This is a genomic window from Shewanella aquimarina, assembly GCF_023349185.1.
Classification (GTDB): Bacteria; Pseudomonadota; Gammaproteobacteria; order Enterobacterales; family Shewanellaceae; genus Shewanella; species Shewanella aquimarina.
The window spans coordinates 133,295-154,034 of the sequence record NZ_JAKIKY010000001.1 but is presented as its reverse complement, the minus strand read 5'-3'; the positions used below and the strand labels follow the sequence as shown (position 1 = coordinate 154,034).

Here is a 20,740-nt window from a genome sequence, read left to right as displayed (position 1 = left end):
ATCTCAGGGAAAGGTAATATAGCGGCCTCACTTTTACTTTGGTTCGATGGGAGATATCGAAGCCCATGACGCGTAAGCCAGATAGCGCCACCGCCATGCTGCAGCTGATCGATCAGGTCAAACAGACCATGCCACTAAATGAGCCAGAGACCTTCGTCTGTGGGCCCAAGGGGTCTTGTATCGGCTGTCCTAAGAAGTTACTCGAGCTGGTCGACAGCGAGATCTGCTATTGGGAAAGTGCCCTCGAGCAGGGAGAAAAGCCCTTATTGGGTGAGGTGAGTCGTTTTGCCAAGCTGTGCCGCAACGTGCATAGAGGGCTGGCCCGCAGCGGTACCCTGGATAGGTATCAGACAAAGCAGAATGGCGAGTCTGATACAGACCCCGCCTGACTAATGCCTCGGCGATAATATCGTTACGCTTGCCTTGCGATGGTTGCAGCGGTTAAGTGCCAGTTTTCTTTCATGCCTTTTTTCTTGGCGCTATAGCCAAAGGTTCTATCCAATTGACCTCACAAGGGTTTAAATTGAACTCAATCGCCCCGAGATAGATTGGGTAGCAATCAGGCTCCCACAGGCAAGGCCTGAATGAGTGAGGGGCGCAAACGAATAAGATAAAGGAAGCAGTATGTCAGAAACCTATACTCCCCCGAAAGTGTGGACCATGGACAGCGAAAATGGCGGTACCTGGGCCAGTATCAATCGACCCACCGCGGGCGCCCGTCATGAGGCCGAGCTGCCCCGAGGCGAGCATGGCTTGCAGCTCTACTCCATGGCGACCCCAAATGGCCAGAAGGTCACCATCATGCTCGAAGAGTTACTCGCCCTCGGCGCCGATGCCGAATATGACGCTTATCTTATTCAGATAGGTGAGGGCGACCAGTTCTCCAGCGGCTTCGTGGCGGTCAACCCCAACTCCAAGATCCCCGCCTTGCTGGACACCTCGGGCGAGACCGAGGTTAACGTGTTCGAGTCGGGCGCCATCTTGCTCTATCTGGCGGAGAAATTTGGCCACTTCCTACCAGAGAGCGGCCCACAGCGTACTCAGGTGCTCAACTGGCTCTTCTGGCTACAGGGTTCCGCGCCTTACCTGGGGGGCGGCTTCGGTCACTTCTATGCCTATGCACCGGAAAAATTTGAATACCCCATCAATCGTTTCTCCATGGAGGTGAAGCGCCAACTGGACCTGCTGGACAAGCAATTGGCCGAGCACACCTATATCGCCGGGGATGAGTACAGCATCGCCGACATGGCTATCTGGCCCTGGTATGGCAACTTGGTGCTGGGTCAGGCCTATGATGCTGGCGAGTTCCTCGATGTCGATAGCTATGTGCATCTTAAGCGCTGGGCAGAGCAGATCGCCTCACGGGAGGCGGTGCGCCGTGGCCGCATCGTCAATCGCACCTGGGGAGAGCCTTGGGAGCTGTTGGCCGAGCGCCACAGCGGCGCCGATATCGACGCCGTGCTGGCCATGACGCCCGAGAAGTAACGCACACGCTTGATAATATGAGCTAGCAATACCGAAAAGGCCCACCGCTTAAGGTGGGTCTTTTTTGTCTTCTTATCTCTTTATCTCTTTATCTATTTATCTTTTCTATCTGCGGTAAACAGAGTCCTACGGCCTGTTGAGCTTGCGCGTTCATTTCTGCTGCATTCTGCATCGATTTTGTACAAGGAAGAGCGATTGTTGTGTATGTACTAGAACAACGAGCAATAACGCGGTAGAAAAGTGATACAGATACAGGCCTGCATTGCCTAATGGGGTGACATTTCTTACTATAGCCAGCAATGGCTTCGCTCCTATCCTCCTCATTTTTAAACGAGAAAAGATGAAATTTATCCATACCTCAGACTGGCATATCGGCCGTCAGCTGCATAATCAGAGCCTGCTCGACGACCAGCGCCATGTGCTCGATCAGATAGTCTCCCTGGCTAAGACCCATGAGGTCGACGCCCTGATTGTCGCCGGTGATATCTATGATAGATCCGTGCCGCCGGCCAACGCGGTGGCCCTGCTCGATGAGGTGCTCAACGAATTTATCGCCCTTGGGATCGACGTCATCATGATCGCCGGTAACCATGATGGCCATGAGCGCCTCGGATTTGCCGCGCGTCAGATGCAGGCCAGTGGCCTGCATATCATAGGCCCGCTAGGCGCCCAGGTATGCCCCATAAGGTTGAGCGGCGAGGGCGGCGACGCCATCTTCTATCCGCTGCCCTATGCCGAGCCTGCCACCGTCAGGCAGATACTCGATTGCGAGGCCGGCAGCCATGAGGCGGCGATGGTCGAGCTGCTTAAGCAGGTGCACGAGCACGATAGTCAGGGATTGCCTAAGGTGGTGATAGGTCACTGCTTCCTCGATGGCGGCAGCGAGTCGGATTCGGAGCGGCCACTGAGTATCGGCGGGGCGGACAAGATCTCGCCCAAACATTTCCAGCCCTTCGCGTACACGGCGCTCGGCCATCTTCATGGTCCCCAATACAAGGGGGCGGAGCAGGTGCGCTATTCGGGCTCCATCCTCAAATACTCCTTTAGTGAGCAGCATCAGCACAAGTCGGTGACCCTTGTGGAGTTGAATTCGGGCAGCCCGGCGAGCATGACGCTACTGCCACTCAGCCCTCTGCGAGACGTGCGCATCATAGAGGGGGCGCTCGATGACTTACTAAAGCAGGGGGCGAAAGATCCCGGCCGAGAGGATTATCTGATGGTGCGTCTGCTGGATAAACACGCCATCTTAGATGCCATGGGCAAGCTCAGGAGCGTCTATCCCAACGTGCTGCATCTGGAGCGCACCGGCCTTATGGCCAATAACGAGCAGCTGGCTATCGCCTCGGATCACATAAAGAAGGGCGAGCTCGAGATGTTTAAAGATTTTTTCACACAGGTCTCTGGCGATCCGCTGAGTGAGGCGCAGCTTGATCTGCTCACCCAGACCCTGGATGAGCTACACAAAGGGGAGGCGGAGCGATGAGACCACTGCGACTGACCATGACCGCCTTCGGGCCCTTCGCCGATGAGCAGACCATAGATTTTGCCGCGCTTGGTAGCAACCCGCTGTTTCTGATCAACGGCCCCACTGGCGCGGGTAAGACGACGATTCTCGACGCCATCTGTTTCGCCCTCTATGGCAAGACCACGGGGGATGAGCGCGAAGGCACTCAGATGCGCTGCGACATGGCCGATGAGCAAAGGCTTACTCAGGTCAGTTTCGAGTTTGAACTGGGGGCGACCCGTTACCTGATTCGCCGTGTGCCCGAGCAGCCTAGAGCCAAGAAGAGTGGTGACGGAGTAACGCTGCAAAAGAGCGAGGCCCAGCTGAGCCGCTTCGACACGGATGGCAGCGAGACCCTGCTGGTGGCGGCCAAGGTGTCTGACGCCACCCATCAGATAGAGCAGTTAACAGGCCTGGATGTGGATCAGTTCCGTCAGGTCATGGTGCTGCCCCAGGGCAAGTTTCGTGAGCTCTTGATGGCCGATTCCAAGGCCAGAGAGAAGATCTTCAGCCAGCTGTTTCAGACCCACATCTACCGCCGCATAGAGGAACGGCTCAAACAGCAGGCAGCCGGTATTCGACGCGACGTCGAGGCGATGCGTAATCGCCGCGGCGGTATCCTGGAAGGCGCTTCGCTTGAGAGCGACCAGGCGCTGGCGGACGAGCTTGAGAGTATCGCGCCCGAGTTGGCACTTGCCCAGACACAAAAGCAGCAGAGCGAGCAGAGCCTGCTGGCGGCTAATCAGCATCTGGACAAGGGATTGAAGTTACAGGGCGATTTTAATCGCTTGCAGCAATTACAGAGCGAGGGTGAAGCCTTGAAGGCTCGTCAGGTCGAGGCGACCCTGTGGCAGCAGAGATTGCAGGCGGCGGGCCGGGCAAATAGTCTGAGCCCCCTGTACCGGGCGATGCAGTCACGCCTCGGCGAGCAACAAAGCGCCACCCGTCATCTAGAGATGTGCCGGCAGGCCCAAACGAGTGCCGAGCAGACATTAGTGCAGAGCAGGCAGGCATTTGAGCGGCTGGGTGAGCTTGAGCTGGAGCAATTGAGCCAGCAGCAGCGCCTGACCCAGCTCGAGGCCTTGACCCCTCAGCTTGAGCAGCTGAACTTGCTGAGTCAGAAGCTTGCGGATGGTCAGGCCAAGATGCAGGCGGCCGAGGCCAGTGGTAAGCAGAGCGCCAAACAGTTAGACGAGCTTAACCTGGCTCGTCAGGAGATGGTGAGTCGCCGCGAGAGCCTAAAACGTGAGGCCGAGCCGCTGCTGAGTATGCAGCAGGCGCTTAGCGACGGCCGCGCCCAGCTCAAGGTGTTTGAGCGCTGGCAGCAGCAGGGGCTGGAGATCGCGGCGCTCGAGCAGAAGTTAATGGCGGCTAAGACAGCCGGCAGTGAGCTTGCCGAAAAGCACCAGCAGGCCATCGATGCCCATAAGCGTCTGGAGCTTAGCTGGCATCGTGGTCAGGCGGCGCGTCTCGCGGCCGAGTTAGCGCCGGGCGAGCCTTGCCCCGTCTGTGGCAGCCTGGAACACCCAGAGCCTGCGATGGGCGAGTTTGACCTGCCGAGCGACGAGGCGCTGGCGAGCGCCAAGCAGCGAGAGAGCGACGCGCTCAATCTGCTGCATCAGGCCAGAAGCGAGTATAAGCTGCTACAGCAATCCCTTTCGAACCTGCAGCAGAGCGCGGATCAGCTTGTACAGGAGCTGGGCGAGGCAGCAGGCTTGTCGCTCGAGGAGCATCAGGCGCGACTTGCGGAGCTTAGCGACGGGTTTGAGCGTGCTAAGGCGGCGCAGCAATCACTTGCCCAGTTAGAGACTCAGCTTGAGCGCAGCGAGCGCCAGGGACGTGAGTTACAAACCGCGCTAGATGAGGCGCGCGCGCATTACGCCAAGCTGGCCGAGCAGCTGGCCAGCGACAAGGGACAGTATCAGCAGATAAGCGCGGCCATTCCCGAGGGCTTCAGCGATGCGGCGGCGGTCGGCGCGGCCATTGCCGAGCTCACTCAAACCATCGCAGGGCTTAAGTCACGTCAGCAAGCGGTGAGGGCGGCCCACGCCAAGGCTGAGCAGGATAACGCGGCGGCCAAGGCCTCGCTGGAGGCGGCCAGCGGTCGTCTTGAGGACATCAAGGCGCTTGCCCAGCAGGAGACTCAGAGCTTCCAACAGGCGCTCGACACCTCAGAGTTTGAGTGTGTTGCTGACTTTGAGCAGGCTTGCCTGACAGAGGCAGAGCAGAGCGAGCTGGCAAACCAGATAAAGGCGTTCGAGCAGGCGCTAATCACACATCAAGCCAACCTGTCTCAGTTAACCCAGGCGTTAGCGGACTGTGAGGCGCCGGATATCGCCGTCCTCGAGCAGCAGAAAATGGACGCCCAGCAGGCGATGCAGCAGGCGTTGGCGCAGTGGCAGAAGCTGAGTGCCAGGGCGGCGCAGCTCAGTCAAACTCAGGAGCAGCTCAAAGCGCTGGACCTTAAGGCCGATGCGCTCGAGCAGCAATATGCCGTGGTAGGCACCCTGGCCGATGTGGCCAATGGCAATACGGGTAACAAGATAAGCCTGCAGCGCTTCGTGCTTTCCGTGCTGCTGGACGATGTCTTGCTAGAAGCCAGTCACAGGTTGCAGCTGATGAGTAAGGGGCGCTATCGCCTGTTACGTAAGGAGGAGCGGGCCAAGGGAAATAAGGCCTCAGGCCTGGAGCTTGAGGTCGAAGATGCCTACACGGCTAAGGTGCGATCTGTGGCGACACTGAGCGGCGGCGAAAGCTTCATGGCGGCCTTGTCTATGGCCCTTGGCTTGTCGGATGTGGTGCAGGCCTACGCCGGTGGCATCAAGTTAGATACCCTGTTTATCGACGAGGGGTTCGGCAGTCTGGATCAGGATTCTCTAGAACTGGCCATCAGGACCCTGATGGATCTGCAATCGGCCGGGCGCATGGTGGGGGTGATCTCTCATGTCACCGAGATGAAGGAGCAGATCACTAGCCGCATCGATATCCACAAGAGTGCCGAGGGCAGCGAAATTAAATTAGTTTTACCTTAACCGAAATTAAGAAGGTGCTGATATTGGTTGGCTTTTCAGCACCTTTTTAGTTTTTTTGTCTGTTTGGCGGCCGAAAACCTCTATATATTCCATTAAATTGTGTTGTCGATCGGTTTGTAAATGCCGTTATTTTTGATATAACTTGGTATCGACCCCATGTTTTATGGGGTTTTGGGGTCTAATGAAAAGCATAATAATGAAAAATGAGGCACAGGTTGCGCGCAGGTAAAATTTCTTTTTTGAGCATGTCTCAATCCCGTATCATGGCGTTACCCGCGCCACACAAAAAGATCTTATTGGCGGCGGGCCTGGTTGTGGGTGCGGCGCTGTTGTGGCCGAGCCAAAAACAGGCGCTGCCACAACGCATTCCCGTGGCGCTGGATATTGAGTCTCTGGTGACTAACCTGCACCTGAGCGATGAAACGGTCGAAACCGTGTCTCATGCCGATTTTGTTAAGACCATAGTGTCTGGCGATACCCTAAGCGGCCTGTTTGTTGAGGCCAATGTGGATCAGCAGACCATGTACAAGGTATTGGAGGCGGATCTCAATATCCTGGCTCTCGATACCCTAAAGCCCGGCAACATAATACGTTTCTGGCTCGATGACTCGGGTCAGTTGGAGAAACTCGAACTTTACTTCAATGCGGCGCGCCAAGTGGTGTTTAGCCGTTACGAAGAGGGTGGTTTCAGTGTCGATGAGATCAACATCGACGGGATCTGGCAGGACAGGGCCCTAAGCGGCGAGATCCAAGGTTCCTTCTATCTGTCGGCTCAAGGTATTGGCCTCAATGCCGGCGAGATCCAGCGCATCGAGTCACTGCTGAAAGAGAAGCTGAATTTTGCCCGGGATCTGCGCGCGGGCGATCGATTCTCTGTGCTTAAGAGCGATCAATATATCGATGGTGAGGTGACGGGTAATAGCGATATCCTCGCCATCACCATAGAACGTGGCCGCAGCACGATCAACGCCTACCAGAATAGCGACGGCAACTTCTATGACGATCAGGGCCGCAGCCTGGCGCGCGCCTTCCAGCGTGTTCCGCTACAGAAAAATTACCGTATCAGTTCGCGTTTCAACCGCCATCGTCACCACCCGGTGACGGGGCGCACCGCGCCCCATAATGGTACCGATTTTGCCACCCCGATCGGCACTAAGGTGGTAGCCCCTGGTGATGGTATCGTCTCTTTGGTGACCGACCATAGATATGCGGGTAAATATGTGGTGATCGATCATGGCAACAAGTACCGTACCCGCTATCTGCATCTTTCTAAGGCCTTGGTACATAAGGGTCAACGAGTGTCCCGCGGACAGGTGATCGCCCTGTCGGGTAAGACGGGCCGCATCACTGGGCCACATCTGCACTATGAGTTCCATATCAATGGCCGCCCCGTGGATCCTATGAAGGCAAATATCCCCATGGCGAGTAAGCTGTCGAAGAAACAGATGGGCGAGTTTGCTCAGCTGGTCAAGGTGCGCCAGATGATGATGGGTCAGAGCTAAAAAGCTAATTAATACCGATTGATTTAACTGCTTATCGAAGAGAAAAATCGCCACATGATGTGGCGTTTTTTATGGTTAGGCTTTCTCTTGGGCCTCGAGATCTAGCATGGTGAGCCATAGGCGCAGGTCAAATTCCAGCTGATGATAGTCGCCTTGCATATGGCAGCACAGCTGATAGAAGGCCTTGTTGTGATCCTTCTCTTTAAGATGCGCCAGCTCGTGTACCACCACCATGCGCAGCAGGGGCTCGGGGACCTCCTTGAGCCTGGCGGCGATGCGGATCTCATTCTTCGACTTGGTCTTGCCACCATGATTCTTGGCCACATAGCTGTGCAGCCCCAGGGCCTGTTTCTTGAGGGTGATCTTATCGTCAAATATCACCTTGCTTAGGGGGGATGACTTCTTGAGGTAGCGGTTCTTCAGCGCCATGGTGTAGTCATACAGGGCCTTGTCGCTGCGAATAGCGTGACCATCTGGGTAACGGCGCTCGAGCACCGTCCTCAGTCGATTGGTCTCGATGAGTTCATTGACCTGGCTGATGAGCTCGGGTCGATAGCCTTGTAGATAGGGCAGTGATGACATAACTAGGTGTTGATTAGCTGACGTCGCGGTCGAAGAGATAGCCGGGCGCAGTGGCCCGGCAAGATGCTTAGTCTTTCTTGGTAAAGATGCACTTGTTTTGGTAGCAGTAGGCTACTTCGAAGGCGCTCTTTTGGAAACGTTTCAGGTCCAGACCGTCGAAATCGACCATAGGCGGATTGCGCTTGAGCTGCTCCTTGATGTTAACCGGTGAGATCAGTTGCACCGGCAGGCCGCAAAGCTGAATGGCCGCTTCCATCTTGAAACTGGTGGCGCTGCCTGCCAGCTTGCCTTTCTGCTCGCGCTCAATGATGGCGACTTCGTCGACCTTATAGTCTTGCATCAGCTTGCTGAAGGCAAAGTGGAACTCTTTGATCGACTCTGTGCTGGCCGAATTAGAGATGGTCAGTGAGCGAGAACGGCAATCAGGGATGTTAAAGGTCTCACCCTCATAGCTCAACAAACAGATGATGGCTTCGCCACCTTTTAACTCAACGCCACAAACTCTCATGATAACCCTAATATAAAAAAATCAATGGCGGCTATTGTAACCTTAATTGCTGCAATTGAGCACTAGTTGTTGCGTGAAAATCGCCGCACTTAGCTATTGCTCGGTTTAAATCATGCGACTTGGCGCCGTTTCCCCCGGGAGTGTCATGGAGAGTTGGTCTGGGGAAGCAGGTCAGGGAAAGCTGCTTTAGAGGGAACTGATGGTGAGCGGCTTAGGGCATTAAAAAGCGGCCTTAGGTGGCCGCTTATTCGTAATAGCTTATTTGTACTAGCTTAGCTGGACTTGCTTTGTCGTATTAGCTTAGTCGCTCGATGTTTACTCTTCCGGCGTATCTTTCAGTTTCGACTTGGGTTTACGTAGCATAGGCGCATCGCCCACGTCGACACCTGTGATAAAGCGTTTATCTCGCTGTTGCTTGGGTTTGTCGCTGCGGCTAGTCTTGGTCGTCTTGGCCTTAGGCTTTGCCTGACTCTTACCCTGACGCTTGTCCTGGCTGGGCTTGTCCTTCAGACCCTTAAAGGTAGGCGCTAACTCCTCTAGCTCGCTAAATTCGAAACGTTTCTGCAGGAAGGTTTGTACCTGCTTGAAGTTGAACCAGTCTTTCGGTCCCACCAGGGAGATAGCATCGCCCTTGGCGCCGGCGCGGCCGGTGCGGCCGATACGATGAATATATTCCTCGGCAAATTTTGGCATGTCGAAATTGATCACCAAGGAGACGTTGAGCAGATCCAGGCCGCGAGAGGCCACATCTGTGGTGACCAAAATCTGCTGCTGACCGCGGCTGAATTGATCCATGATCTGGTTGCGCGCCGCCTGTTTCAGCTCACCGCTTAAGGAGCTGGTGCTAAAGCCCTGCTCGGCCAGCAGTGTTGCCAGGCGGTCGGTATCGCCGCGGGTAGCGGTAAAGATGATCACTTGCTTGTGCGGTTCGAGCTGCAGCAGACGGGTAAGCAGCTGCTCCTTGTGGCTGAGGTTGTCGCACAGGTAGATCTTCTGGGTGATATCCTGGTTCTCTACGTGAGAGGCGCCGATGGCCACGTGCTCGGGCTCTTTGAGTAGCTCGGCGGCAATTTCGTTGATCTGGCCGTGATCCAGTGTGGCCGAGAACATCAGGGTCTGGCGACGCTTGTGATCGGCGGCCTGGTTGATCGCCTTTAGCTGCTCGGCGAAACCCAGATCCAGCATGCGGTCGGCCTCATCTAGGATGAGCAGTTCGAGTCCGTTGAGGAACAGATGGCGCTGGGCCAGGTGATCCGCCAGACGGCCGGGTGTGGCCACCACGAAGTGAGGGTCTTTGACCAGCGCCTTGGCCTGGTCGTTAAAGTTTTCCCCGCCGAGGATCTTGATTGCCTTATATTGGGTGTTAGCCACAAGTAGCCGCAGTTGACTGTAGACCTGAGTGGCCAGCTCTCGAGTGGGCAGCAGAATCAAGACCCTAGGGTCGCGCTTGCTGAGGGCCTTGGTGGCGATGACGCGCTGCATTGCTGGCAACAGGAAGGCGAGGGTCTTGCCCGAGCCTGTCTTAGACGATGCCATGAGATCTCTTCCCGATAAGCCTACGGGGATCGATTGCGTTTGGATCTCGGTCGGCGTATCGATGCCCATGTGTTCAAGGCTGGTCAGTAGACGTTTATCGAGTGAAAAATCTGAAAATTGCAATGCTGTGCTCCAAAATATAGATAGGCGCGCATTATACATCGCTAAGCGCGATTCAGCCATGACTAGCGCGATACCGATTCGTAAGCCTATCGCCGAGATTAATTTTCAGTGTCACGGGCTGTGCCCGAGCGCGCTTTGGCTTATGATGAAAACAAAGACAACATACGGCGCGGCGTGGTTAAGGCCGATCGCGTCCCAGGGAGAGAAGTAGAGAAGATGGCGAATATCGGCATTGCATTGGGGAGTGGCGCGGCTAAGGGATGGGCCCATATCGGGGTGCTAAACGAGCTGGCGAACATGGGGATTTTCCCCAATAAGGTGGCAGGTTGCTCTATCGGCGCCGTGGTGGGCGCCGCCTATGCGCAAGATAATCTTGAGGATTTAGAGGCCTGGGTCAGCAGCTTCTCTAGCTGGGACGTGCTTGGCCTGATGGATCTCAGTTGGCGCAAGGGCGGACTGATTGGTGGCGAGAAGGTGTTTGACGTGATGCAGCAGCATATCGGCAACCTGGACATCGAGCAGATGCAGATGCCTTTCGCCGCGGTGGCAACCGACCTCTATACCGGGCAGGAGATCTGGTTTAAGCAGGGCAATCTGCGTCACGCGGTGCGCGCCTCCTGCTCCATGCCGGGGATCTTACCACCGGCGCGAGTCGGCGACCGCTGGCTGGTGGATGGTGCCGTGGTCAATCCGGTTCCCGTGTCTGTGAGTCGTGCCATGGGGGTCGACCTGGTGATTGCCGTGGATCTCAATGCACACAGGAAGACGCGCCAACAGCAGTTACCTGTGGCCATCTCTTCCGATGTGAAGGCCAGCGAGGCCGAGCTGGTGAAAGCCGAGAAGGAGCTGGAGAGCGGCTTCATGGATCTCCTGGCAAGGGGAAGAGACTATGTCAGCGGCCTGACCGATAAGTTTTCCCTGGGTAATCGTAGCGAGCCCGGGATGTTGGCTGTGATGTCGCAGTCGATGGATATCCTTGAGCAGCGCCATAAAAGAGTACGCCTGATGGGCGATCCGCCGGATATCCTGATCACCCCTAACGTGATGGAGATAGGAACCATGGAGTTTCACCGCGCTGGTGAGGCAATCGAGGCGGGGCAGGAGGCGGTTAAGCAGGTGGCTCATATTATCCGCGCCCGAGTCGATGAGCTGGAGAGTCACTAGGGCCTGTTGACCTTTTGAGAACAAATTTTGTTCTAATTGAGCACGTTCAAATCGCGGCATGAGGCTTGAAGTATAGTTATTCTATATAAAATCCGAGTAACAAAGAGTTGAACGTGCTCAAGACGAACCCTGCGGGCAGCGTCTGTATCATTTTTCTACTGCGTTATCGCTCATTGATGTAGCACACCACATTACAATCGCTCTGTCTTGTATAAAGGCGATACAGAATGCTGCAAAAATGAACGCGAAAGATAAACAGGCCCTAGCTTTTAAATAAGCGCCTCTGGTTTTCTGTGCCCCGGGTTTTCTGTGACCCGGGTTTTCTCTGGCCTGAGTTATTTCTAACATGAGTTTTCTCTAGCCTGAGTTATTTGGGGCATAGGTTATCTCTGGCCTGGTTTTTGCTGCTTGCATGGATATTTCATGCAGCAGTCGAAAAATTGACAATGAATTCAATTAGCCAGGCCATTACGGGTTCACAAGGCAACCTGATCGCCAACACCTATGGCCAAAACACACATGGTCAGGACACCCCAGATGTCGATAGTTCATCTTCCAGCGACAAGGTGACGCTGTCCCACCAGGACACCCAGGCAAAAGCTGGCGGACCAGAGATCCCACAGGAGGCGGTGTTTCTCTCGCCCAGGGCCGAGCGGGCGCAGAAGATAGAGGCGATGGCGAAAGATTTCTTTTCCAAGGGGCAATTTGGTCTTGGCGACATTCCTAAGTTAATTCAGCGTCTGCATCAGGACGGCATCTTGTCGGAAAACCAGCTCAATCGCCTGGGTCAGGCAGGCTTTGAGGTCCCAAAGGGGGATGCGTCGCAGCCGTCGCTGCTTGACTTTATTGCCAGCCAGCGAGCGCAACTCAAGGAGAGTAAGCCCGATAGCGTGATGATCGCCATGCTCGATGATGCCGAGTCTGTGCTAAAACAGATGGACAGCCTCGATAGCCAGGGGCTGAACCAGAAGGCGGCGCGGGTGTCGGCGCAACTGGCGGTATTTGTTCAGGGGGAACACGGGCTGACCCAGAACGATAAGGCGATGTGGCAGGGACTCAAGTCGACCATGCAATTGGCGTCTGCCTCAGGAAGTTCGCAACAGGCTTCCGGGCAACTACAGCGTTATCTGTCACTATCTAAAAGAATTACGTAATTTATTCACAGTTTGTCCCATTTTTATCCCGCATCTAGCTCCCTTTGCCGGCTGGGTCAAGGCCAGTTTTGACGATAAGTGGCTCAGTTGGCAGTAATCTTGTGTTAAAAAAATCCATCCGCAAATTAATGATCTGGATCAAGGTACTTGAGCCTAACTTGTAGCTTAATGCGCTACATATTGTGTTCATCGTCTATATTAACACTATATATGGTGTTAATTTGGCCGTTACTTGAGGAGATATTGAACAATGCCAGTGGTTATTAAGCGGGATGGTTACCGCACGCCTTTTGACGAAACAAGGATTCGGGATGCAGTGATTGCCGCTGCAAGTTCGGCAGGTATTGATGATGTTGCCTATGCCACCGAGGTGGCCCTACAAGTACGCCAGTCGGTGGCCGAGCTCGAGCAGGTGGATATTCATGACCTGCAAGATGCGGTCGAAAACCAGTTGATGGAAGGCCCCTACAAGCGACTCGCCAGGGTCTATATCGAGTATCGCCATGATAGGGATATCCATCGTGAGTTGAGCAGTCGCCTCAACCGCGAGATCCGTGGTCTGGTGGAGCAAAGCAATGCCGCGCTGCTTAACGAGAACGCCAACAAAGACTCCAAGGTGATCCCCACCCAGCGGGATCTGCTGGCGGGCATTGTGGCCAAGCATTATGCCACACGCCATATTCTGCCTAAGGATGTGGTGGCGGCCCATGAGTCGGGTGAGATCCATTATCACGATCTCGACTATGCGCCTTTCTTCCCCATGTTTAACTGTATGCTGATCGACTTGGCCGGCATGCTGACCCATGGTTTCAAGATGGGTAACGCCGAGATCGAGACCCCCAAGTCTATCTCGACCGCCACCGCCGTGACGGCGCAGATCATCGCTCAGGTGGCCAGCCATATCTATGGCGGCACCACCATCAACCGTATCGATGAGGTGCTGGCACCATTCGTTGCCAAGAGTTACGACAAGCATTATCAGGTCGCGCTGACCTGGGGGATCACAGACGCCAAGGCCTTTGCCACGGCGCAGACGGAGAAGGAGTGTCACGATGCCTTCCAGTCGCTGGAGTATGAGGTAAATACTCTGCACACCGCCAACGGCCAGACACCTTTTGTGACCTTCGGCTTCGGTCTGGGCACCTCTTGGGAGTCGCGCCTGATTCAGTCGTCTATGATGAAGGTACGCATGACTGGCCTGGGTAAGAACCGTAAGACGGCCGTTTTTCCTAAGTTGGTGTTTGCCATTCGCGACGGCATTAACCATAAGGTCGGTGACTGCAACTATGATATCAAGCAGATGGCGCTCAAGTGCGCGTCGATGCGCATGTATCCGGATATCCTCAACTACGAACAGGTCGAGAAGGTTACCGGTTCCTTTAAGACGCCTATGGGCTGTCGCAGCTTCCTCGGCACCTATGAGGAGGAAGGCGAGCTGGTGCACGAAGGGCGTAACAACCTGGGTGTCGTGAGCCTGAACCTGCCGCGGATCGCCATCGAGGCTCAGGGCGACGAGACCCGCTTCTATCAATTGCTTGATGAGCGTCTGGCGGTGGCTCGCCGCGCCCTAGACACTCGCATCGAGCGTCTACAGGGGGTGAAGGCGAGAGTCGCGCCAATTCTTTACATGGAAGGCGCCTGTGGCGTGCGCCTGCGCGCGGATGATGAGATCAGCGGCATCTTTAAGAATGGCCGCGCCTCTATCTCTTTGGGTTATATTGGCCTGCATGAGACCATCAATGCGCTCTATGGCAGCCAGACCCATGTGTATGACAGCGAAGCGCTCAGAGATAAGGCCCTTGCCATTATCGAACACCTAAAGGCGGCTACCGTGCGCTGGCGTGAGGAGTCGGGCTATGGCTTTAGCCTCTATAGCACGCCGAGCGAGAACCTGTGCAGCCGCTTCTGCAAGCTGGACACAGAGGCCTTTGGGGTGATCGATGGCGTAACGGATCGAGGCTATTACACCAACAGCTTCCACCTGGATGTTGAGAAGAAGGTGAACCCGTACGATAAGCTGGATTTCGAGCAGCCCTATCCGGCGCTCACCAGTGGTGGCTTCATCTGCTACGGCGAATACCCCAATATGCAGCACAATATCGAGGCGCTGGAAGATGTGTGGGATTATAGTTACAGCCGGGTGCCTTACTATGGTACCAATACGCCGATTGATGAGTGCTATGACTGTGGCTTTACCGGCGAGTTTAGCTGTACCAGTAAAGGCTTTACCTGTCCTAAGTGTGGCAATCATGAGCCGAGCAGGGTTTCTGTGACCCGCCGCGTGTGTGGTTACCTGGGTAGCCCGGATGCCAGACCCTTTAACTATGGCAAGCAGGAAGAAGTTAAACGCCGGGTGAAGCACCTCTAACGAGAAGAGGGCCCGTTTTATACCAATCACAGTAAATATGTGATCAGAAATAGCGCAGGAAAAACGCTTGAGAACAAAGCAGGATTTTTAGATAAGTAGTTATTCTACAATTAAAAATACTAATACAGTTATCGAGCGTTTTAACAAGCTAGAATGATTAATTATTTATTACGATTGGTATTAGCTGCGGTTAACGCGATAACGTGAAGCTGAAGATAGCAAGGCGCCATAGGGCACTTGCTATCTTTGCATGAGGGACACATGAATTATCATCAATATTTTCCCATCGACGTGGTCAATGGCCCAGGCACCAGGGCGACTCTGTTTGTCTCGGGCTGCGAGCATCAGTGCCGGGGCTGTTACAACCAATCGACCTGGAATCCCGACTCGGGCCATCAGTTTGATGAGCAGATGCTCGAGCAGGTGATCGAGGATCTCAACGATACCCGCATTAAACGTCGCGGCCTGTCGCTCTCTGGCGGTGACCCGCTGCATCCAGGTAACCTCGACACCATACTCACCTTGGTGAGAAGAGTTAGACAAGAATGCAAGGGTAAGGATATCTGGTTATGGACTGGCTATAGGCTTGATGAACTCAGCCCGGCGCAACAAGCCGTTGTCGCCTATGTGGATGTGCTGGTGGATGGCAAGTTTGAGCGTGATTTAGCCGATCCTAGCCTGGTGTTTCGCGGCAGCAGCAACCAAGTGATCCACTATCTCACCCAAAAGCAGCGCTGATTGTTACGCCAAAAACGAATAAACAGGCTCCAAGACGCTGGTGAGGCCTGCACCAGATGACTTGTTCGCACCTTCCTCATTAGTGGTATAATGTTCGCCAAACTGGCAAATGCTGCCTATTTTTAACCGAGTGGCATTTGTGTATTCGTGAGATTTTTAAGGCAAGTTAATGAATTTAAAGCAAGAGTTACAGCAGTTGAACGATCGTCTCGACAAGTATCGTCGTAAATTAGATGCGGCGGAGAAGCGCGGCGATCAGGCGGTGATTTTGCAATTTAAGCAAGAGATCAATGCGGTAACTAAGCAAATTACCCATGTCAAACAGCAACAGAGCCGTCAATTGAACAAACGCGGCACCGAGCTGAGTGAACTTGCCTTTAGCCGTGCGCTGACCAAGGCCGAGCAGGCTGATATGGGTAAGCTTAAGCGTTCGGTGAAGGGTTTGATAGTCGTGCATCCCATGACGGCGCTGGGTCGTCAGATGGGATTGACTCAGGTAACAGGATACGCACCTAAGGCCTTTTAAGACTGAGGATAAAGCATAAAGGATTTTGATGGCGGCGTGAGCGACTTCATAGCCTTGTCGCCGCTCAGAGCGTATCCTAATAAGCCGAAGCGGTTGCGGTGAAGCAATATCCGATTTTAATACTCGGGTATTTCACTGTTAGGCAAAAACACATAGAATGCTCGGTCTGAGAAAGGGGAGAGTTTCTCCACCTGGTTTTCATTCTTCATTCGCATCTCAGACAGAGCGAGTTGTAAAGGTTATTTCATGTCGATTAAGTATGTCGCCACCTCTAAACTTCCCACCCCTTGGGGAGTATTTGCCATGCATGGTTTCGAAGATACAGAGACGGGCAAAGAACATGTGGCGCTCACCTTTGGCGAGTTAGATGCGAGCCAGCCCATGTTGGGCAGAATTCATTCCGAGTGTCTGACCGGTGATGCCCTGTTTAGTCTGCGTTGCGATTGTGGTTTTCAGCTACAAACCGCGATGCAAAATATCGCCGAGGCGGGTCAGGGGTTTATTCTCTACCTGCGTCAGGAAGGCCGTGGCATAGGCCTGCTCAATAAGATCCGTGCCTATGAGTTGCAAGATCAAGGCGCCAACACGGTAGAGGCCAACGAGCGTCTGGGCTTTGCCGCCGATATGCGCAAATATGACATGATCAAGCCTATGCTGGAGAAGATTGGTGTGCAGCAGGTGAAGCTGATGACCAACAACCCCCGCAAGGTCAAGGCGATGAAAGAGCTAGGTATAGCGGTTATCGAGCGCGTGCCTCTGCAGGTAGGTAAGAATCGTTACAATGAGGCGTATCTAAAGACCAAGTCGACCGAGCTGGGTCATATGATGTCTGAATATCACTTCACCGAAGAACATCAAAATTAACCTCTTTCGCCATGGCGACACCTTAACCTGTCGCCATGGTGTGATTATTTTTTGTTACCCTTGCGATTGATCCTGTTTCTCTTTAGCGCTGAGCAGGGACATCAGCTGATTGCTGAGAACGGCTATCTGATCTTGTAGTTGCTTGCGCGCTTGTTTCGCCGCCTCGGAATCATCCCCTTGAAGGGCCTGTAGCTCGAGTTTTAGCTCTTCGAGTTTCTGCTTTAACTCTTTAATCTTTTTGTCTATCTGAGATTGGCCTTCATCCACTTCTTGCTCCGCTTTTTGCGCGTTAGCTGCCTTGGCCGCATCGTTGTTACGCAGCGCCTTGCCCGTCGCATCGGCGAGCGCCTGACGGCCCTCTTCGGACAGGCTGACCTTATCGGTTACTGGCTGAGACTGAGTGTTTTGAACTTGGGGCGCCTGCGGGGAATTGGTGCTGCGCACCTCGATAGAGCTTAAGTCTGTAGGACCGGCGCTTTGGGCGCCTAAGGGATTTATACCGAGCACATTCATTTGCTAACCTTCCTGGTTATGACGACTAAGACGATGCCTAGCCAGAATATCGGCAGGCAGGCGCAAAGCTTAAGTTAATTCCTGCATGAATACGCTGATAGGATTCACTTTTTCGGTGAAATTCGCTGGCTTCTTTTCTAGCTTAATCCGGGCCTTTTCCCCAAATGTGTTGATTCACGCCCGTTGAACTCTCATCTTCAGCCTTGTCTTTCGTGGGCTGCTCTTTTGTGGGGTGATGACTTGTTGGACTGGATCTGCCAGAACTCTGGGTACCGCTAGCGCGTGGAGTCTCGGTATTGCGACCGGCGTCACCGCGAAGGTGCTGCGGGATAGGCTGGCCAATCATCTTGAGATAGAGGCGCTCGACCTTTTCTCTGGCCCATTGGGTCTTACGCAGGAACTTGAGACTGGATTTGATGGAGGGGTCGTGGTTAAAGCAGCGTATGTCGATGCGTCTACCCAGCTCTTCCCAGCCGTAGTGGTCGACAAGGTCGGTGAGTAAGGCTTCGAGTTTGATGCCGTGTAATGGATTATTCGCCTGGGTCATGGTGATGAATGAGTCAAAAAATTTGTCTTATTATATCAGCTTATTCATGGCGTTTTCGATAAAAAAGGGGACCCTGAGGTCCCCTGTTTATTTTATGCCTTTACTGGAAGCTCAGCTGCCATGCATCGATAGTACCTGTGTCGCGACGGGCGCTATCTACGGCCTTCAGTGTCCAGGTGCCGGCCGATTCTACGCCAGACATGTCGACTGTGTAGCTCTTGATGATGTTGTCGGCACTGCCGCCGCTGTTGTCATGTAGCACGGCTACCTGACCGCTTGGGCTGTGCAGTTCAACCTGCAAGTCGCCGATGTAGGTGTGGGTAATGTTAACCGTTACCGTTACCGTTCCTGAGTCGCCGCTGCGAGCCACATCTATTGGGCTGCTGATACCAGCAGTGTTGTTGTCAGGGATCGCATAGCTGGTGTTGTTGGTGTAGGTGGCTGGGCCGCCAGTGTTGCCGCCAGAGCTCTGCTCTGTGTAGCTAGCCGTCAGGCTGACACCGCTGAAGTCGCTGTAACCTTGCACCATCACATAGTAGGTACCCGCCTGCGGTGTGCTCACAGGGCAAGACTCGCTGTTGCCACCTTTCCAAGGACGACAGTCGTAGCTGCTCAGGGTAGGAGCCGCGCCGTACTGCATGTATAGGTCAGCATCACCTGTACCGCCGCTCATGGCAAAGTTCAGATCGCTGGCACCCGCTGGTACGTCGATAGAGAAGTGTAGCTCGTCGCCTTTCACGCCAGACAGGTTGGTCTTAGCCACGCCATTTTCCAGCACGTTGCTACCGTTTCCGCCCGTACCCGGATCGGTTGGGCCGTTACAAGAAGCATCTAGGTACTCTTTGGCTGCAACCGCGTTAACCAGACCATAACCAGTCTTGTCGTCGCGACCCGCTACGTCCAGATCTTCTGCGGTTGCGGTCAGCGCAGCACGCACCTGAGCGGCGCTACACTCTGGGTGATAGCTCCACACCAGTGTCGCAACACCCGATACGTGTGGCGTCGCCATAGAGGTACCATTGTAGTACTCGTAATCTTCACCACTAGTGTTAGCCACAGTGACATTGGTGCCTAGGTGAGCACGCAGTGCCTGACCAGTGGCGCGATCGACAGAAACAGAAACCATTGGGGCTTCGTTGTTGGTGTCAACCAGGAAGGGGTTTTGCAGACCTGGCAGCGCCGTGTTACTGAACACGATGGCCGCCTGGGCGCCGGCATTGTTACAAGCCTTAACCGCGTCGATCTCTGGGTAGCTGGCGCCTTGGTTGCCAACACGCTCAACCAGACAAACCTTACCTGTCATGTCGCCACAGTTAAATACACCGCCCGATACGCTACACTCGGCCAGCTCGGCGGTGACAGAACCTGCGATAGGTGTACCGACATAGTTGCCGCTGCTGTCTTTCACATAGCGGTTGTGAGGCACTACGCCATTGTCGAAGTATGACTGACCACCTGCGGTGATGTTTGCCAGACGACCCTCGCCACGTGTGACAGTCGAAAGAATTGCTTCACCTGGGCCTGAGATCTCAACCTGGTTGGTGTACTGAGAGAAGGCGGCGTGATCTTTGTTGTTGTCTACCGCGGCAACAGACATTACGGCGTCATATGAGGCTGGGTAGCTGTGCGTGTTGTTACCGTCGTTACCGGCAGCGGCGATCAGTAGCACGCCGTTGTTGGCGTGAGCCGCGAGTGCGTTGCGCTCAGTCGTGGTTGACTGAGAACCACCCAGACTCATGGTGACGACATTGGCACCGTTATTGACACAGGTGTCAACCGCAGAAACCAGCGAAGACGAGTAACCCCAACCGTCAGAGTTAAATACTTTTACCACGTGGATGTTGGCGTTTTGGTTTGGCATCACACCGACAACACCGTCGTTGTTGGCGATAGCGGCAATGGTGCCGGCTACGTGAGTACCGTGCGCGTTGTGGGCGCCTGGCTCGTACCAGTTGCCTGTGCCCGAGTTGTTGGTACCAGTGACATTGTTGCCGCTCAGCTCGCTGTGGCTGCGATCGTAACCCGAGTCGATGATACAGATGGTGCGGTTGCCGGCCATGCTGTCGCTTAGGCTGGTGGCGCCTACGAAGGTTTGACCCCAAGGCGTCGTTTCACTCAGCAGACGGCGCGGCATATCTTCTTCAACATAGTCGATGTCGGCGCGCAATTTCAGGGCCTTAACGCCCTTGCTATCGAGCTGAGCCGAGTATGCGTTTGAGCGACCGATACGCTTCATCTGCTTGGCCTTCACGCTGTTCAGTGCTCTGTGCTGAGAGAAGACTTCGTTGGCTCTAGGCTGATAATCATTCAGGCTGTTGGCATCGGCTTGTGCGGCGGCCTGGGCATTCTTAAACTTGACGATATAGCGCTTAGGCAGGGGAGATGCTTGATTGATACGGGCATTATCCGCCTGAAGGTGGAGTCCTTTCGAAGGCGCCGCATTGACGTTTGCCGCGATTGCCAAGGCAAGCGCAGACAAAGACATAGCGACCGCAGTTGTCTTTTTAACTGTCATATTGTCTTCCATTTTAAAAGTTAGAATTAATAATTATTATTAGAGTACATAGCAGCATGACTGCCATTATATGCGTTAC

The 20,740-nt window shown here is 54.3% G+C and carries 17 protein-coding genes; 11 read left to right on the top strand and 6 right to left on the bottom strand.

All coding sequences use genetic code 11. The annotated features are described in order from the left end of the window. Window positions 1-65: 65 nt before the first annotated feature. The 5 genes from L2731_RS00600 to L2731_RS00580 all read left to right on the top strand — a co-directional run bounded on the left by L2731_RS00600 (window position 66) and on the right by L2731_RS00580 (window position 7,523). On the top strand, window positions 66-389 hold the full coding sequence (locus tag L2731_RS00600; protein ID WP_249251366.1) for a hypothetical protein: 324 nt from the start codon (window positions 66-68) through the stop codon (window positions 387-389). A 235-nt stretch (window positions 390-624) separates the two neighbouring features. Beyond that, complete coding sequence (gene yghU / locus L2731_RS00595; RefSeq protein WP_249251364.1) at window positions 625-1,485, top strand: glutathione-dependent disulfide-bond oxidoreductase; 861 nt, start codon at window positions 625-627, stop codon at window positions 1,483-1,485. Window positions 1,486-1,825: 340 nt separating this feature from the next. Further along, window positions 1,826-2,968, top strand: a complete 1,143-nt coding sequence (locus L2731_RS00590; protein WP_249251362.1) for an exonuclease SbcCD subunit D — start codon at window positions 1,826-1,828, stop codon at window positions 2,966-2,968. Next, complete coding sequence (locus L2731_RS00585) at window positions 2,965-6,021, top strand: AAA family ATPase (RefSeq protein ID WP_249251361.1); 3,057 nt, start codon at window positions 2,965-2,967, stop codon at window positions 6,019-6,021. Before L2731_RS00590 ends, L2731_RS00585 begins: the two co-directional genes overlap by 4 nt. Window positions 6,022-6,266: 245 nt before the next feature. Further along, window positions 6,267-7,523, top strand: coding sequence for a peptidoglycan DD-metalloendopeptidase family protein (locus L2731_RS00580; protein WP_249251633.1), 1,257 nt, complete (start codon window positions 6,267-6,269; stop codon window positions 7,521-7,523). 75 nt (window positions 7,524-7,598) lie between these two features. On the opposite strand, the gene L2731_RS00575 is transcribed toward L2731_RS00580, so the two are convergent. The 3 genes from L2731_RS00575 to L2731_RS00565 form a co-directional block, all read right to left on the bottom strand. Next, window positions 7,599-8,105 (bottom strand): M48 metallopeptidase family protein, encoded by a 507-nt coding sequence (locus tag L2731_RS00575; RefSeq protein WP_249251359.1) that lies wholly within the window; start codon window positions 8,103-8,105, stop codon window positions 7,599-7,601. A gap of 67 nt (window positions 8,106-8,172) precedes the next feature. Then, complete coding sequence (locus L2731_RS00570) at window positions 8,173-8,613, bottom strand: DUF3010 family protein (protein ID WP_239851322.1); 441 nt, start codon at window positions 8,611-8,613, stop codon at window positions 8,173-8,175. A gap of 315 nt (window positions 8,614-8,928) precedes the next feature. Continuing rightward, window positions 8,929-10,272, bottom strand: coding sequence for a DEAD/DEAH box helicase (locus tag L2731_RS00565; protein ID WP_249251356.1), 1,344 nt, complete (start codon window positions 10,270-10,272; stop codon window positions 8,929-8,931). 216 nt (window positions 10,273-10,488) lie between these two features. Between L2731_RS00565 and rssA the strand changes: the two genes are divergently transcribed. From rssA to ribA, 6 genes are all read left to right on the top strand, one after another. Continuing rightward, window positions 10,489-11,436: a patatin-like phospholipase RssA gene (rssA, locus tag L2731_RS00560; RefSeq protein WP_239851319.1), complete on the top strand. Its 948-nt coding sequence runs from the start codon at window positions 10,489-10,491 to the stop codon at window positions 11,434-11,436. A 446-nt stretch (window positions 11,437-11,882) separates the two neighbouring features. Continuing rightward, window positions 11,883-12,590 carry a Rossmann-fold NAD(P)-binding domain-containing protein gene (locus tag L2731_RS00555; protein WP_249251354.1) on the top strand — a complete coding sequence of 236 codons (708 nt, stop codon included), beginning with the start codon at window positions 11,883-11,885 and terminating at the stop codon, window positions 12,588-12,590. Between the two features lie 250 nt (window positions 12,591-12,840). Next, entirely contained in the window at window positions 12,841-14,958 is a 2,118-nt protein-coding gene (gene nrdD, locus L2731_RS00550; RefSeq protein WP_239882807.1) for an anaerobic ribonucleoside-triphosphate reductase, read from the top strand. 261 nt (window positions 14,959-15,219) lie between these two features. Continuing rightward, window positions 15,220-15,696 (top strand): anaerobic ribonucleoside-triphosphate reductase-activating protein, encoded by a 477-nt coding sequence (nrdG, locus tag L2731_RS00545; RefSeq protein WP_249251353.1) that lies wholly within the window; start codon window positions 15,220-15,222, stop codon window positions 15,694-15,696. Between the two features lie 169 nt (window positions 15,697-15,865). After that, the gene (locus L2731_RS00540; RefSeq protein WP_041509435.1) at window positions 15,866-16,222 is read left to right on the top strand and encodes a YibL family ribosome-associated protein; all 357 of its coding nucleotides are present in this window, start codon (window positions 15,866-15,868) and stop codon (window positions 16,220-16,222) included. A 246-nt stretch (window positions 16,223-16,468) separates the two neighbouring features. Beyond that, window positions 16,469-17,086, top strand: a complete 618-nt coding sequence (gene ribA, locus L2731_RS00535; RefSeq protein ID WP_041509436.1) for a GTP cyclohydrolase II — start codon at window positions 16,469-16,471, stop codon at window positions 17,084-17,086. 54 nt (window positions 17,087-17,140) lie between these two features. On the opposite strand, the gene L2731_RS00530 is transcribed toward ribA, so the two are convergent. From L2731_RS00530 to L2731_RS00520, 3 genes are all read right to left on the bottom strand, one after another. Beyond that, a complete protein-coding gene (locus L2731_RS00530) occupies window positions 17,141-17,599 on the bottom strand; it encodes an Atg14 domain-containing protein (protein WP_249251349.1) in 459 nt (152 codons plus the stop codon). Window positions 17,600-17,741: 142 nt separating this feature from the next. Further along, window positions 17,742-18,146 carry a VF530 family protein gene (locus tag L2731_RS00525; RefSeq protein ID WP_249251347.1) on the bottom strand — a complete coding sequence of 135 codons (405 nt, stop codon included), beginning with the start codon at window positions 18,144-18,146 and terminating at the stop codon, window positions 17,742-17,744. A 100-nt stretch (window positions 18,147-18,246) separates the two neighbouring features. Further along, window positions 18,247-20,661 (bottom strand): S8 family serine peptidase, encoded by a 2,415-nt coding sequence (locus L2731_RS00520; protein ID WP_249251345.1) that lies wholly within the window; start codon window positions 20,659-20,661, stop codon window positions 18,247-18,249. Window positions 20,662-20,740: the final 79 nt, after the last annotated feature.

What these genes read in the sequence shown, in the direction of transcription:
- rssA (WP_239851319.1), top strand. Translation starts at nt 10,489, where the DNA reads ATGGCGAATATCGGCATTGCATTGGGGAGTGGCGCGGCTAAGGGATGG.
- yghU (WP_249251364.1), top strand. Translation starts at nt 625, where the DNA reads ATGTCAGAAACCTATACTCCCCCGAAAGTGTGGACCATGGACAGCGAA.
- L2731_RS00570 (WP_239851322.1), bottom strand. Translation starts at nt 8,613, where the DNA reads ATGAGAGTTTGTGGCGTTGAGTTAAAAGGTGGCGAAGCCATCATCTGT.
- L2731_RS00585 (WP_249251361.1), top strand. Translation starts at nt 2,965, where the DNA reads ATGAGACCACTGCGACTGACCATGACCGCCTTCGGGCCCTTCGCCGAT.
- L2731_RS00590 (WP_249251362.1), top strand. Translation starts at nt 1,826, where the DNA reads ATGAAATTTATCCATACCTCAGACTGGCATATCGGCCGTCAGCTGCAT.
- L2731_RS00540 (WP_041509435.1), top strand. Translation starts at nt 15,866, where the DNA reads ATGAATTTAAAGCAAGAGTTACAGCAGTTGAACGATCGTCTCGACAAG.
- L2731_RS00530 (WP_249251349.1), bottom strand. Translation starts at nt 17,599, where the DNA reads ATGAATGTGCTCGGTATAAATCCCTTAGGCGCCCAAAGCGCCGGTCCT.
- L2731_RS00575 (WP_249251359.1), bottom strand. Translation starts at nt 8,105, where the DNA reads ATGTCATCACTGCCCTATCTACAAGGCTATCGACCCGAGCTCATCAGC.
- L2731_RS00580 (WP_249251633.1), top strand. Translation starts at nt 6,267, where the DNA reads ATGTCTCAATCCCGTATCATGGCGTTACCCGCGCCACACAAAAAGATC.
- nrdG (WP_249251353.1), top strand. Translation starts at nt 15,220, where the DNA reads ATGAATTATCATCAATATTTTCCCATCGACGTGGTCAATGGCCCAGGC.
- L2731_RS00520 (WP_249251345.1), bottom strand. Translation starts at nt 20,661, where the DNA reads ATGACAGTTAAAAAGACAACTGCGGTCGCTATGTCTTTGTCTGCGCTT.
- nrdD (WP_239882807.1), top strand. Translation starts at nt 12,841, where the DNA reads ATGCCAGTGGTTATTAAGCGGGATGGTTACCGCACGCCTTTTGACGAA.
- L2731_RS00525 (WP_249251347.1), bottom strand. Translation starts at nt 18,146, where the DNA reads ATGACCCAGGCGAATAATCCATTACACGGCATCAAACTCGAAGCCTTA.
- L2731_RS00600 (WP_249251366.1), top strand. Translation starts at nt 66, where the DNA reads ATGACGCGTAAGCCAGATAGCGCCACCGCCATGCTGCAGCTGATCGAT.
- L2731_RS00555 (WP_249251354.1), top strand. Translation starts at nt 11,883, where the DNA reads ATGAATTCAATTAGCCAGGCCATTACGGGTTCACAAGGCAACCTGATC.
- ribA (WP_041509436.1), top strand. Translation starts at nt 16,469, where the DNA reads ATGTCGATTAAGTATGTCGCCACCTCTAAACTTCCCACCCCTTGGGGA.